Origin of the sequence: Pseudomonas sp. NyZ201, assembly GCF_049860765.1 — a bacterium.
In the GTDB taxonomy this organism is placed as follows: domain Bacteria; phylum Pseudomonadota; class Gammaproteobacteria; order Pseudomonadales; family Pseudomonadaceae; genus Aquipseudomonas; species Aquipseudomonas bharatica.
Window position 1 is genome coordinate 4,810,565 of sequence record NZ_CP187557.1, and the last position, 12,562, is coordinate 4,823,126.

Here is a 12,562-nt window from a genome sequence, read left to right on the forward strand (position 1 = left end):
GGCGGCGTCCCCTATACGTCCAGCAGCGGTTTGTGCTTGATGTGCCGGGCGAAGACCTGCATGAACTGTGGATCGACGCGCGCCCCCCACACCGCCAGCGAATGGCCGACGATCCAGAGCACCGCACCGGGAATCCACAGTTGCAGGCCCAACCCGACGGCGGCAGCCAGCGTGCCGTTGGCAATCGCCACGGTGCGCGGCGCACCGCCCATCAGGATCGGCTCGGTCAGTGAGCGATGCAGCGGAATCTCGAAGCCGGACGCGAAGCCCGGCGTTCCTTCGTTGGCGGCGCTCATACGACGGCCCCGCCGGAGAAGCTGAAGAACGACAGGAAGAACGAGGACGCCGCGAACGCGATGGACAGACCGAACACGATCTGGATCAGCTTGCGGAAGCCGCCGCTGGTATCGCCGAAGGCCAGCGCCAGGCCGGTGGAAATGATGATGATGACCGCGACGATGCGCGCGACCGGTCCCTGGATGGATTCGAGGATGGAGGTCAGCGGGCCTTCCCAGGGCATGCTGGAACCGGCGGCCTGAGCGGTGCCGGCCAGGAACAGCAGCATCGCAGCCAGCAGCAACCCTTGCACCGCAGGGTGGGCCAGGCTGCGCAGCCGCGCCATTCGTGGAAGCGGATTTACGGAAATGTGGAAAGCATGAATGTGCATCTGCGTCATGGCAGTTCTCCAGAGGGTTCAGGGGACGGGGAAGAAACTGGCGGCAGCTCGGGAAACGGCGTTTCCAGCGCATCCGCCATGCGATAGCCCACGCCGTCGAAACCGACGACGCGGACGATGCTTTCGACGTGGCGCTTGCGGCCACGCCCGGCGATGTGGATGACGACGTTGATGGCCTCGGCGATCAACGCTCGCGGCGGATTCACCGCCACTTCAAGAATCAGTTGCTCTAGGCGCAGCAGCGCGCCCAGCGCGGAACCCGCATGGATGGTGGCGATGCCACCCGGATGGCCGGTGCCCCACACCTTCACCAAGTCCAGGGCTTCGCCGCCACGCACCTCGCCGACGATCACGCGGTCGGGGCGCAGGCGCATCGTGGCGCGTACCAGCTCCTGCATCGACACGACGCCTGCGCGCGTGCGCAGCGGCACATGGTCACGAGCGGCGCATTGCAGCTCGATGGTGTCTTCGAGCACCAGCACGCGATCGCCCGTGGCGGCGATCTCGGCCAGCAGCGCGTTGGCGAGCGTGGTTTTGCCGGTACTGGTGCCGCCGGCGATCAGGATGTTCTGGCGCTCGCGCACGGCGCGGCGCAGGAAGTCCGCCTGGCCGGCAGTCAGGATGCCGTCGGCCACATAGCGATCCAGGCCGATGATGCTCACGGCCCGCTTGCGCAGCGCGAAGGCTGGCCCCGGTGCGGCGGGCGGCAAGATGCCCTCGAAACGCTCGCCCGTCTCGGGCAGCTCGGCGGTCAAGAGCGGTTGGCCGCGATGCACTTCCGCACCGAAGTGAGCCGCGACCAGGCGAATGATGCGTTCGCCATCGGCCTCGGGCAGTTCGACGCCCAGCGGCGCACGGCCCGACGACAGCCGATCCACCCAGAGGGTGCGATCAGGGTTGAGCATGATTTCCACCACGTCCGGGTCTTCCAGCGCCGCGGCGATCAACGGCCCCATTGCCGTGCGCAGCATCTGGATGCGGCGATCCTGTGAAGTGCTGGCCGACGAGCGTGGTTCGGGAGGGATCTGAGGAATGGCACTCATGACGCACGCTCCGCAGTGCGTGCACGGGCTTCGGCCAGCGCCGCCGCGTCATCCATCCGCATCGGGTCGGGATGCAGTTCTTCCACCACGTCGCGCACCAGACTGCGGCCGCGCAGCAGGTGCCTGCCAAGCTGTTCGATGAACTGCTCGAAACGCGCCTTGCCCTGCGCGCGGGCTGCGTCTTGATGTGCCTCGGGCACCGGCGTGCTGACCGTGAGGAAATAGCGGATGAACAGCGCCAGCGTTTCGATCTGGATGTTCTGGTCGCGCTCCAGGCGCTCGGCCTGCCGAGACAGGCGATCCAGTCGCTTGGCGATGGCGGCCTCGCGCTGGTCGCCCGCGTCCGGCGACAGCCAGGACGCCAGCGCCGCCGCGACGATGCTGGATTTCGATACGCCTTTCTTGGCGGCGAGTTCTTCCAGCCGCTTGGCGTGCTCGTGCTGGATGAAGAGGTTGAGGCGGTACTGGCTCATAGCTCGATTCCGTCGTTGGGGTCGAGAGAGGCCAGCCGCGCTGTGCGCTGCATGGCGGGGTCGAACTGGCCGGGGAGCGAGGCCAAAGAAGGCAGCGGCAGGCCGTCGTCGTCATCGAGCAGCGCCAGGACATCGGGCGCATCCAGCTCGGGGTCGTAGGCGACGGATTCGGAGAGTTCGGGTTGGCGGCGCGGGCCGCCGTCGTCGGTGCCGCCCAGCTCATCGGCGGATGCCGTGACTGATGCGGCGGGCACGGCCGGAATCGCCAGGCCGCTCCAGTCGTCGGCGCGGGCCGGTGGCACGTCGGCGTACTGCCCAGCCGCCAGCGCGGGTGGTGGCAGCACGCGCTGCTTGAAATTGGCGTCGGCGTAGTAGCGCAGCTTCTTGGCCTTGATCGGCGCCACGCTGGACACCATCACCACCGATTCATCGGGTGGGAGTTGCATCACTTCGCCCGGCGTCAGCAGCGGGCGTGCGGTTTCCTGCCGCGACACCATCAAGTGCCCGAGCCACGGCGCGAGCCGGTGGCCGGCGTAGTTGCGCTGCGCGCGCAGTTCGGTGGCGGTGCCCAGCGTTTCCGAAATGCGTTTGGCGGTGCGTTCGTCGTTGGTGGCGAACGTCACCCGGACATGGCAGTTGTCCAGAATCGAATGGTTCTGGCCGTAGGCCTTGTCGATCTGGTTGAGCGACTGCGCGATGAGGAAGCTGCGAATGCCGTAGCCGGCCATGAAGGCAAGCGCCGTCTCGAAGAAGTCGAGCCGGCCCAGCGCCGGGAACTCATCGAGCATCAGCAGCAGCTTGTGGCGGCGCGCGATGCCATCACTACCGTCGAGCGATTCGGTGAGCCGCCGCCCGATCTGGTTCAAGATGAGCCGGATCAGCGGCTTGGTGCGGCTGATGTCGGACGGCGGCACCACCAGGTACAGCGACACAGGTGATTCTGACGCGATCAGGTCGGCGATGCGCCAGTCGCAACGCGAGGTGACTTCCGCCACGGTGGGGTCGCGGTACAAGCCCAAGAAGCTCATCGCGGTGGAGAGCACGCCCGACCGCTCGTTGTCCGACTTGTTGAGCACTTCGCGAGCGGCGGAAGCGACAACCGGATGCGGCGCGTCACCGAGATGGCGCGTGGTCATCATCCGGTGCAGCGTCAGCTCGAACGGGCAAGCTGGGTCGGAGAGGAAGTTGGCGACGCCGCGCAGCGTCTTGTCCTCGCCCGCATACAGCACATGCAGGATGGCGCCGACCAGCAGCGCATGGCTGGTCTTCTCCCAATGATTGCGCTTCTCCAACGCACCTTCGGGGTCAACGAGAATGTCCGCGATGTTCTGCACGTCGCGCACTTCGTGCGCGCCGCGCCTCACTTCCAGCAGCGGGTTGTATGCGGCTGACTTCGCATCGGTGGGGTTGAACAGCAGGCAATGCGAGAAGCGCGAACGCCAGCCGGCGGTGATCTGCCAGTTCTCGCCCTTGATGTCGTGGATCACTGCCGATGCAGGCCAGGACAGCAAAGTCGGCACCACCAGGCCCACGCCTTTGCCAGAGCGCGTGGGTGCGAAGGTCAGGACGTGTTCCGGGCCTTCATGGCGCAGGTACTGTCCGTCATGCAGGCCGAGAAAGACGCCGGCCGACTGCATCAGCCCGGCCTTGCGGATGTCGGCGGTGTTGGCCCAACGCGCCGAGCCATAGGTCGTGACCAGACGAGATTGCCGCGAGCGCCACACTGACATGGCGATGGCAACCACTACGGCGACCAAGCCGCTGCCGCCCGCAATGGCGCCGCCTATGTCGAAAACGTGCGGCGCGTAGGCATCGAAGAAGAACCACCACTCGAACAGCCGCCACGGGTGATAGACCGGCATACCGAAGAAATCGAACCAGGGCGAGCCAAGGCGTAGTTGGTAGGCCAGAGCGGCGGCTGTCCATTGCGTTGCACTCCACACACCCGCGATCACGATGCTGAAAACAACCGCGATCTGCCCGAACAGCACGCCCTGAGCTTGCATTGACTGGCCTCCGATTTCCTCTGCGCTGATTCCTCGTTCACACGCGGCACAAGGACGTGCCGCATGACGCGAGAATCGGTGCTGGGTCGGTGCCGGTCAAAGACCGTTATCGGGAGAAAGGTCTAGAAAAAAGGAAGAATTCGCGCAGCGTCGAGCCAAAGAAAAACGCCGCAAGCTCAGGCGCATTGCGGCGTGTATGGCGAGAAAACGGAATATGTTGTTGAATCGACCGCGATCAGAACTTAGGCGGCTCCTTCGGCGGTGTGTATGGGGTCTTGCCATCGCCATAGAACCGCTTGCGCGTAGCCTCGGCGACTCGATTGCACAGCACGTCGCCAAGGCTGGCGCGATCAGTCTTGCACTGCTGGCGCAGCTCCTTTAGCAGTGCCGGACCGGCGGCCAGTTCCTCCACGGTCGGCACCTCGGCCTGCTTGGGCGTTTCCGATTGGCCGCAAGCGGTTAATGCCACGGCCAGCAGGAACAGAATGGAGTTTCTCATCATGCGGGTTCCTCCAGGGAGTCGGCATCAAGACCCGGCGTGGGCCTGCTACCTTCGGGTGATTCGATGGCCTGCACACGGTCGATGAAGCGGGCGAGCATTTCCGAAGGCTCGCCTTCCGGACGCAGCAAGTAGGTCGTCAGCAACGGTGAACGGCCTGTCAGTGGCCGTGCCACTACGCCAGGTTCCTGGCTGGCCAAGATGTGCGCGCAGCCCGTCAGCCCCAGGGCGATGCCTGCGGACACCAGCGCCATCATCAGGTCGCAGGACGCCACCCGTTCGGCCACCAGCGGTTCCATGTCCACACGGCGCAGCACACGATCCACTTGCCGGGCATGGCCCTCGCACGCCTGCGGATCGCACAGCACCAGGGGATAGCGCAGCAGTTCTTCCAAGGGGATGCGCTTGTGGGCCAGCAGGGGATGCCGTGCCGGCACGGCCACCATCAGCGGATCACTCCATACCGGCTCGGCAATGAGGCCATCACCGACCTCATCAGCGCGCGCAAAGCCCACGTCGTACAGGTCGCCGTGCAGCCCTTTGATCTGTTGCGACAGCGGCACCTCGAAGAAACGGATTTCAACCTCGGGTTCTTCCTGCCGACACAGTGCCAGCAAGGCCGGCAGACGCGAGGGCGTCATACCGTCGGATAGTGCAATGCGCAATTGGCTGTGGAAACCGTTGGCGGCGGCCTTCACGCTGTCGCGCGCTTGCTGCAAGGCAGAGAAGACACGCGGCACATGCTCAAGAATAGCTTGCCCGCACGGGTCAGCCGAGTGCTGCGTGTGGTGCGGGCAAACAGCACCACGCCCAGTTCTTCCTCCAACTCCTTGATGGCCCGTGATAGTGGGGATTGCTCTATGTGCAGCCGCTCGGCAGCACGGGCGAAGTGAAGTTCCTCTGCAACTGCGAGAAAGTATCGAAGATGGCGTAGCTCCATTGTTGACTCCAACCGAAAAGGCGGGCGGCGCCTTGTCCAACCTCTCAGGCGAAGCCATGCTGATCCGAAACTATTAGCCCATCGTCATACCTGTGGTCTGCACTCCTGGGTGCTGCCGGCGTGCAGTCCTGTCAATCGCATCCGCTACGGCGGGATATAGCGCGGAGGGGAAATCGTGACCCATACCGTCAACAGGCATGAATTCGGCTCCGGGGATGGATATGGCTGTATCCCTGCCGCAATCTAGAGGTATCAATGGATCATCAATCCCGTGTACAACCAGGGCCGGAGCTACGATGCGAGCAAGCCTTGAGCGGATGTCGCCGGTTGCAGCTATCGCAGCAATCTGCCTTCCGAACGCAGCCGGATCATAGGCACGCTTGGTTTCCTCCAACACCAGGATTCGGTGTGCTTCTTCATTGAGGGGATAACCAGGACTTGCGATGCGCCGCGCAAACGCAAGGCTGTGCTCCAGAAATCCTGCTTCATCCTCGAAGGGGTGAGGCGCACGTTTCGTTAGCATGGCCATGATTTCTGGCGCAGCAGAGGGAAGATTCGGATTCCCCGTGCTGGACATGATGGATGTCAACGACAAAATTCGTTCCGGATACTCGCTGGACATCAATTGGGCAATCATCCCGCCCATTGATCTTCCGACGACGTGTGCCTGGCCGATCTCGAGGGCGTCGAGGAGCCCAATCGCATCCCCGACCATGTCGTAGAGCGTGTAAGGAACATCCGGCGTTCGGCCAGCCGCGATTGCGCTTGCCAAGGCCGAGAAATCTGGCGTCGAGGAATGCGTGAAATGCGTCGATATACCTGCATCGCGGTTGTCGAATCGGATCACGCGAAAGCCTTTAGCCGCCAGGCGTCCACAGAATGGCGTTGTCCACCGAATCATCTGAGCGCCAAGACCCGATATCAGCAGAATGGCCTCGGCGACTTCGTCGCCGAAACTGTCATAGCCAACGGTGATGCCGTTTGTTTCTACGAATTCCATTAGCCTTATTCCTTCTACAATTGGGCATCACCAACTTGAGTGACGGGAAGAATGCGTGAGTCTTCTATCGCAGCCGTTCTGTGGCCCATTCCAGCGAGGTAGTCTTTGTTGCCTGCAAACGCGAGGAACGACTGAGCGCTGCTTTGACGAACCATCATGAGCAAATCCCATCGCTCATGTTCGGGGCCAATCAAGAGGGGGCCGCCGGCACCGAGAAACAGAAGTTCACCACCGCTTTCATGCAGGAATGGGAGCGTGTGGCTGATGTAGCGATCAAAAGCCTCGGCACCGCTGATCGGCGTCTTTGGTGCCAGCTCTGGATTGGCGGAATAGTCGGCGGTTTCGCGGAAGCGCAACAGGTTCAGCATGACGACATTGCCCTGCATTCCTCGCGTGACGAACGCGCGCCCCGATTCCTGCGTGGGCTCCAAATAGCGCGGATGTAGAAAGGGAGTAGTCATTTTCTTATTCCTTAACGTCAGCGGCCGGAACATCGGTCGATGACTCTCTCGGTTCCTCTACGAATGCAAGTCGCATGGCGTGATCACGTATATCGCGAGGCCACGCAGCGATGAGAACCCGAACCCTGAGCGGCTCATTGGCGAAAAGTGCTCGCGTCGCCTCCTCGAAGCCCGGTAGGTCGCCCGCGATGGTCTGCATGAATTGATAGGCCCGCTCGTGCGCCATGCGAACTTTGTCCTTTTCACTGTTGGCTCGTCGCGCTTCCTCGACCAACTTTCTCAAGGCCACAGAGGCTCCGCCGGGTTGCGCGGCAAGCCATTCCCAGTGGCGAGGAAGCAAAGTCACTTCGCGCGGAACCACGCCCAACTTGGGACGCCCACGGCCTCTGGGGCCGGGAGATTCCGACTCGTCGCTCCGGCTAGAGTGTTTCACCTCGGAAAGTGCTGCGGTGGTCAGTCGAGCAACCACCACCTCATCCGAACCTCTGGTATCTACATCGACCGAACGGCCGGTCGCATCATCGAAGATCAGAATGGGGCCGACTGTGCCGCTTTCACGTGCTTTCTTAACCGCCAAGGCATTCGCTTGCAGTGACCCTGTAGCGATGCGTCGGTGACCATCGAAGCTTGTATAGGAATTGGAGATTGGTTCATTCATAGACGGAGAATGTCAAAGGTACGAGGCGGGCGAGCCAATCGGGACTTTTATTCGCCAAACTGCCATGCACCTGTCCAATTCGGATGGGTAGTCGAAGCCGGGTTCTGGGCGCTCCTTGATCTGCTCTAGCACTTCAAACGCGAATTGGGCTTCCCCGAGCAAACGCCAATCCGCCATCAATTCCTGATTTCGGTGGACGCCCAAGCACAGTTCCATTCGATGACGATTCAATGCGCCGATTAAATTAGCGCTTTTTCCTATCAACTGTTTGCCCGTCATTTTGTTCTTAATGGAGAAGACTCCCATTGATGGGAATGAGCGTTTATAGGTATTGGTAAGCTCTTTACGTTTGGCTTTTTCCATTAGAGTCTTCTCGAATCTGAGGTGGACGTGTGCCCGATACATGCTTCTGTAGCCTGTGCCATAACTTTTCTTGCGACCTCCGAAGGCCATTTCGAGATCACTTCTTTCAGCAATTGGAGGTCGCCAGAGAACAAGGCCCGGCTTGCATCTTCGAAAAAGGGTCTGTCGCCTGCCATATCGCGCATTAGGAAGTAGCACTCTTCCCTCAATTTCTGCGCTCGATACTTCCCATGCCGGTCACGACTTGCATCTTCAACCAGCAGGCGCAACGTTGCGCTTATGCCGCGTGGTTGGTCAGATAGCCATGCCCAGTGGCGTTCAAACAAAGCAATGTCTCGGCTGGTCGTCAAGGACGTTTTTCTCTGAAAGGATTGACTTGGCATCCTTGACTGCTTGGTTTCAAAAATTGGACAGGCAATAGGTTTCAAAGCGCCTCCGGTGTTGGCATATAGACAGCTCCCCAGGGCGACTACGTGGTGACCTTGAAAATCCTCTGTGAAGTGCGTGACTAATACTATCCGGATAAAAATCACCAGTCAATAACATCCGGATATAAATCAACTGACCGTTGCAGCTTTGCAACGATGGGTTGGCTCAATAGGAGGGCATTAGCCGACGGAAAGGCCGCGCTGTCGGCCGATCTCCCACGACACCCTGCCGCCGCGCACCGTGGCGGCAAGCTGCTGCCCTAGCCGCTGCTCGATCACCGGCTTCCACGGCACCAGTGAGAACCCCATGCCGTCATCAAGCATCGCGTAGCGCCCACTGGCGAGCATGACGCTGCGCCGGTAGACGCCAGCTACGCGCTGCCCGTCCGTCACCGGGCGATGTGTAAGCCTCCCCTGAAGTTGGACAGTGATTTGTAGAAGCTTCTGGCACACTTTGACCAGGAGACCCACATGCGCAAATCCAAATTTACCGAAAGCCAGATCATGGCTGCCCTCAAGCAGTTCGAGTCCGGCGTGCCCGTCAATGACCTATGCCGTCAGGTCGGCGTGAGTCCGGCGACCTTCTACAAGTGGAAGGCAAAATACGGCGGCCTGGATGCCTCCGAGTTGTCGCGGCTGCGTGAGCTGGAGGAGGAAAATCGCCGGCTCAAGCAGATGTACGCCGATCTGAGCCTTCGGGCCCACGCGATGGAACTCGTACTGTCAAAAAAGTACTGAGCCTCGATCAGCGACGTGATGTCGTCGCGCGACTGATCGAGGCAGATTCCATTCCGGCCTGCGTGGCCTGTCGTGTGGTGGGCTTGCCGCGCAGCAGTTGGTACTACGTGAGGCGTGGCCGGCCGGCGGCGGACGATCCGGCGATCGAGGCCTTTTTGCGCGATTGCGTCGCGCGCCGTCCGCGGCGGGGCTTTCATAAATGCTTTATGCGCGCACGGCGAGCAGGCCATCGATGGAACCACAAACGGGTGTATCGGGTGTACAAACGGCTTGGCCTGAACCTGCGTCGCAGGGTCAAGCATCGTCTGCCTGCCAGGATCCAACAGCCCTTGGTCGCCCCACTGGCGCCGGACCATGGCTGGTCGATGGATTTTACCAGCGACCGCCTGACCAACGGCCGTACCTTCCGTACCTTGAACCTGATCGATGAATTCAACCGCGAGGCCTTGGCCATCGAAGTCGACACATCACTCCCTTCGTCACGGGTCATCCGTGTGCTCGAGCAGCTCAAAACCTGGCGGCCACTCCCCATGTCGATACGCGTCGACAATGGGCCCGAATTCATCGCTGACGCACTGGGGGAATGGTGCGAAAAACACGCTATCCACTTGAATTTCATCCCCCCTGGAAAGCCACAGAAAAACGGTTATGTCGAACGCTTCAATCGCAGTTTCCGGGAAGACATCCTGGATTGTTACCTCTTCGAGTCACTGGATGAGGTTCGTGAGATGGCCTGGGACTGGCAAATCGAGTACAACGAAGAACGATCCCACGACAGCTTGAACAACCTAACCCCCGTCGAGTACCGGCAACGGTACGAGGCTCAACTCGCCGAAGTTTCTCGTTATTGATGTCCAAACTGCGGGGAGGCTTACAGATGCTCCAGGCCGGTATCGGCGGCAATGTCCTTGGCGGCCTGCGCCAGCTCCCGATTGCGCAGCATGGCCAGCAGGTTGCGCGCCAGGATCACACGCTGCCCGCGACGCTCGGCCAACCCCTGTTCGAGCAGAAAGTCGGCGCGCTGCTGCATGGCCTGCTTGGTGTCGCCTCCAAAGCCCAAGTCACCTATTCCCCGCCCGCCGCTGATCAGTTGCTGGTCAAGCCAAGTCGCGCCTATGAGGCGGGCCTGCCGCTCGATGGGCAGATGCGATTTCAGCTCCACAGCCACGCCGCCCAGGCGCTGCGCGTCGTACTGGCGGCCACGCTTGGCCAGGTCGTCCGGCACCTTCCATAGCCCTTCGGCCACGCGCTCCACGATGCCGGCCCGGCGCAGGGCTTCCAGCCGCCGGACGTCGGCGGCGACGACTTCCTGCGGGTCGCGTCCGGGCGTGGCCCGGCCCTGTTCGATGGCCAGGTGGTGATCGGCGCGGTACAGGCCATCGCTCGCCAGCGCGGCGGTGTTCTTGTCGGCCGCGCGCACGTCGGCCGATCCCTTCACTTCCACCACCGCGCCGGTGGGGTAGTTGGCCAGCTCGTCACGGGCGTTCAATGCGACGTAGTGGGCCTTCCCGTCCACGCCGTCGATCACCAGAAAGCCGCGGTCATGCAGCTCGTCGGCCAGCCCCTTGGCAGCGACGCGACCGACGATGGTGCGGCCGTCGTCGCCCGGCTCGAACACCGCCAGCTCGCGCGGTTCGCCGCGCATGGCCCGCTGCATGGTACGGATGATGTCGCCGCGCTCGCCCAGGGCGCGCAACGTCTTCTCCGCGTCCGCATGGACGGCCCAAGTGCCGGGCTGCACCTCGTCGGCCAGGCCCAGGCGCTGCAAGCGTTGCAGGCGGCCGATCAGCAGCAGGCGTTGGCGCTGCAAGCGGGGTTCGTTGAGCCGTTCGACATGCATCCGGCCATCCTCGCCGGCCTCGCGTTGCAAGGTGCGATCTAGGCTCGTCCACCGCTCCTGTTCCACCTCGCGCTGCAAGGTCTGCTGGATCTCCAGTTCGGTGCGCGGCCCCAGCCACTCCGTCGCCAGTTCGGCGGCGCGATGGCGGAAGCCGTGGGCGATGTAGTCGCCCGCGATGATGAGGTCTTTGCCGGTGTCGTCGCGCCCGCGCACGATCAGGTGGGTGTGCGGGTTGTCTGTATTCCAGTGATCTACCGCGACCCAATCCAGCCGCGTCCCCAGGTCGGCTTCCATGCGGTTCACCAGATGCCGGGTGTAGGTGCGCAGGTCGTCCAGTTCGGCCCCGTCCTCGGGCGAGAGGATGAAGCGGAAATGGTGTCGGTCGTCGGCGCAGCGTTCCTTGAAGGCGTTAAGGTCGGCGGCATCGGTCTGCGGGCCGTAGGCTTGGCCCGGCTCGCCGTCCCGGCCCACGCCGTCGCGCTCAATGGTTGCGCTTCTCCAGTGCGCCTTCGGGATCGACAAGAATGTCCGCGATGTTCTGCACGTCGCGCACTTCATGCGCGCCGCGCCGAACCTCCAGCAGCGGGTTGTAGGCTGCTGACTTCGCATCGGTGGGGTTGAACAGCAGGCAATGCGAGAAGCGCGAACGCCAGCCGGCCGTGATCTGCCAGTTCTCGCCCTTTATGTCGTGGATGACGGCGGACGCGGGCCAGCTCAATAAAGTGGGCACAACAAGGCCAACACCTTTGCCTGAGCGCGTGGGCGCGAAGGTCAGGACGTGTTCCGGGCCTTCATGGCGCAGGTACTCGTTGCGATACTTGCCGAGGAAGACGCCGGCCGGCTGCGTCAGCCCGGCCTTGCGAATGTCGTCCGCTTCGGCCCAGCGCGCCGATCCGTAAGTGGTGACGAGGCGCGCTTGCCGCGAGTGCCACACCGACATGGCGATGGCGACCACCACGGCCAGCAGGCCGCTGCCGCCAGCGATGACGCCGCCAATGTCGAAGACATGCGGCGCGTAGGCATCGAAGAAGAACCACCACTCGAACAGCCGCCACGGGTGATAGACCGGGTTGCCGAAGAAATCGAACCAGGGCGAGCCAAGGCGTACTTGATAGCCCAGAGCGGCGGCTGTCCATTGCGTTGCACTCCATATGCCGGCGATCACGATGCCGAAGATGGCGGTGATCTGCCCAAAAAGCACGCCCTGAGCTTGCATTGACTGGCCTCCGATGTTCCTGCGCTTTTCCTCGTTCAGAAGCGGCACAAGAACGTGCCGCATAGCGCGAGGATCAGTGCCGGGCCAGTGCCGGTCAAAGACCGTTATCGGAAGCAAGCTGATGAAAAAAGCAATGGTTCAGGTTGGGTGGAACCCAATAGAAATGCCGCAGGTGCGGGCGCACTGCGGCGTGTTTGCAGAGAACGGCTGATTATTTAGCG

General features: G+C 62.2%; 12 protein-coding genes and 4 pseudogenes. 1 reads left to right on the forward strand and 15 read right to left on the reverse strand.

Features of this window, described 5'->3' with window-relative positions; genetic code table 11:
• Positions 1-11: 11 nt before the first annotated feature.
• The 13 genes and pseudogenes from ACPFMA_RS21465 to ACPFMA_RS21525 all read right to left on the reverse strand — a co-directional run.
• On the reverse strand, positions 12-296 hold the full coding sequence (locus ACPFMA_RS21465) for a VirB3 family type IV secretion system protein (RefSeq protein WP_425928655.1): 285 nt from the start codon (positions 294-296) through the stop codon (positions 12-14).
• Complete coding sequence (locus ACPFMA_RS21470) at positions 293-676, reverse strand: TrbC/VirB2 family protein (protein WP_425928656.1); 384 nt, start codon at positions 674-676, stop codon at positions 293-295. Before ACPFMA_RS21470 ends, ACPFMA_RS21465 begins: the two co-directional genes overlap by 4 nt.
• Entirely contained in the window at positions 673-1,719 is a 1,047-nt protein-coding gene (gene trbB, locus ACPFMA_RS21475) for a P-type conjugative transfer ATPase TrbB (protein WP_425928657.1), read from the reverse strand. Before trbB ends, ACPFMA_RS21470 begins: the two co-directional genes overlap by 4 nt.
• Entirely contained in the window at positions 1,716-2,192 is a 477-nt protein-coding gene (locus ACPFMA_RS21480) for a CopG family transcriptional regulator (RefSeq protein WP_288511166.1), read from the reverse strand. The genes trbB and ACPFMA_RS21480 overlap by 4 nt, the downstream gene beginning before the upstream one ends.
• Positions 2,189-4,198: a conjugal transfer protein TraG gene (locus tag ACPFMA_RS21485; RefSeq protein ID WP_425928658.1), complete on the reverse strand. Its 2,010-nt coding sequence runs from the start codon at positions 4,196-4,198 to the stop codon at positions 2,189-2,191. Before ACPFMA_RS21485 ends, ACPFMA_RS21480 begins: the two co-directional genes overlap by 4 nt.
• A 235-nt stretch (positions 4,199-4,433) precedes the next feature.
• Positions 4,434-4,697: an EexN family lipoprotein gene (locus ACPFMA_RS21490; RefSeq protein ID WP_425928659.1), complete on the reverse strand. Its 264-nt coding sequence runs from the start codon at positions 4,695-4,697 to the stop codon at positions 4,434-4,436.
• Positions 4,697-5,637: pseudogene (locus ACPFMA_RS21495) on the reverse strand (LysR family transcriptional regulator). Before ACPFMA_RS21495 ends, ACPFMA_RS21490 begins: the two are co-directional and overlap by 1 nt.
• A gap of 73 nt (positions 5,638-5,710) precedes the next feature.
• Positions 5,711-6,637 (reverse strand): alpha/beta fold hydrolase, encoded by a 927-nt coding sequence (locus ACPFMA_RS21500; RefSeq protein WP_425928660.1) that lies wholly within the window; start codon positions 6,635-6,637, stop codon positions 5,711-5,713.
• A gap of 14 nt (positions 6,638-6,651) precedes the next feature.
• Positions 6,652-7,098, reverse strand: a complete 447-nt coding sequence (locus ACPFMA_RS21505) for a DUF1330 domain-containing protein (protein ID WP_425928661.1) — start codon at positions 7,096-7,098, stop codon at positions 6,652-6,654.
• Positions 7,099-7,102: 4 nt separating this feature from the next.
• The gene (locus ACPFMA_RS21510; protein WP_425928662.1) at positions 7,103-7,756 is read right to left on the reverse strand and encodes a DUF2239 family protein; all 654 of its coding nucleotides are present in this window, start codon (positions 7,754-7,756) and stop codon (positions 7,103-7,105) included.
• Positions 7,757-7,768: 12 nt separating this feature from the next.
• On the reverse strand, positions 7,769-8,119 hold the full coding sequence (locus ACPFMA_RS21515) for a GIY-YIG nuclease family protein (protein WP_425928664.1): 351 nt from the start codon (positions 8,117-8,119) through the stop codon (positions 7,769-7,771).
• Positions 8,119-8,502, reverse strand: coding sequence for a DUF2239 family protein (locus ACPFMA_RS21520; RefSeq protein WP_425930616.1), 384 nt, complete (start codon positions 8,500-8,502; stop codon positions 8,119-8,121). Before ACPFMA_RS21520 ends, ACPFMA_RS21515 begins: the two co-directional genes overlap by 1 nt.
• Positions 8,503-8,727: 225 nt before the next feature.
• A pseudogene (locus tag ACPFMA_RS21525) lies at positions 8,728-8,955 on the reverse strand (DUF3363 domain-containing protein); the annotation flags it as partial.
• 63 nt (positions 8,956-9,018) lie between these two features.
• On the opposite strand from ACPFMA_RS21525, the gene ACPFMA_RS21530 reads away from it, so the two are divergent.
• A protein-coding gene (locus ACPFMA_RS21530; RefSeq protein ID WP_425928665.1) for an IS3 family transposase occupies positions 9,019-10,136 on the forward strand; the annotation gives its coding sequence in 2 pieces (ribosomal slippage) (positions 9,019-9,280 and positions 9,280-10,136; 1,119 coding nt in all).
• Between the two features lie 26 nt (positions 10,137-10,162).
• Here the strand turns inward: ACPFMA_RS21530 and ACPFMA_RS21535 are convergent.
• Positions 10,163-11,611 (reverse strand): annotated as a pseudogene (locus ACPFMA_RS21535) (relaxase/mobilization nuclease domain-containing protein); the annotation flags it as partial.
• Positions 11,610-12,341, reverse strand: a pseudogene (locus tag ACPFMA_RS21540) (type IV secretory system conjugative DNA transfer family protein); the annotation flags it as partial. The pseudogenes ACPFMA_RS21535 and ACPFMA_RS21540, both read right to left, overlap by 2 nt.
• Positions 12,342-12,562: the final 221 nt, after the last annotated feature.

Excerpts from the sequence above, each read along its gene's own strand:
- ACPFMA_RS21465 (WP_425928655.1), bottom strand. The coding sequence starts at position 296 with ATGAGCGCCGCCAACGAAGGAACGCCGGGCTTCGCGTCCGGCTTCGAG.
- ACPFMA_RS21470 (WP_425928656.1), bottom strand. The coding sequence starts at position 676 with ATGACGCAGATGCACATTCATGCTTTCCACATTTCCGTAAATCCGCTT.
- trbB (WP_425928657.1), bottom strand. The coding sequence starts at position 1,719 with ATGAGTGCCATTCCTCAGATCCCTCCCGAACCACGCTCGTCGGCCAGC.
- ACPFMA_RS21480 (WP_288511166.1), bottom strand. The coding sequence starts at position 2,192 with ATGAGCCAGTACCGCCTCAACCTCTTCATCCAGCACGAGCACGCCAAG.
- ACPFMA_RS21485 (WP_425928658.1), bottom strand. The coding sequence starts at position 4,198 with ATGCAAGCTCAGGGCGTGCTGTTCGGGCAGATCGCGGTTGTTTTCAGC.
- ACPFMA_RS21490 (WP_425928659.1), bottom strand. The coding sequence starts at position 4,697 with ATGAGAAACTCCATTCTGTTCCTGCTGGCCGTGGCATTAACCGCTTGC.
- ACPFMA_RS21500 (WP_425928660.1), bottom strand. The coding sequence starts at position 6,637 with ATGGAATTCGTAGAAACAAACGGCATCACCGTTGGCTATGACAGTTTC.
- ACPFMA_RS21505 (WP_425928661.1), bottom strand. The coding sequence starts at position 7,098 with ATGACTACTCCCTTTCTACATCCGCGCTATTTGGAGCCCACGCAGGAA.
- ACPFMA_RS21510 (WP_425928662.1), bottom strand. The coding sequence starts at position 7,756 with ATGAATGAACCAATCTCCAATTCCTATACAAGCTTCGATGGTCACCGA.
- ACPFMA_RS21515 (WP_425928664.1), bottom strand. The coding sequence starts at position 8,119 with ATGGAAAAAGCCAAACGTAAAGAGCTTACCAATACCTATAAACGCTCA.
- ACPFMA_RS21520 (WP_425930616.1), bottom strand. The coding sequence starts at position 8,502 with ATGCCAAGTCAATCCTTTCAGAGAAAAACGTCCTTGACGACCAGCCGA.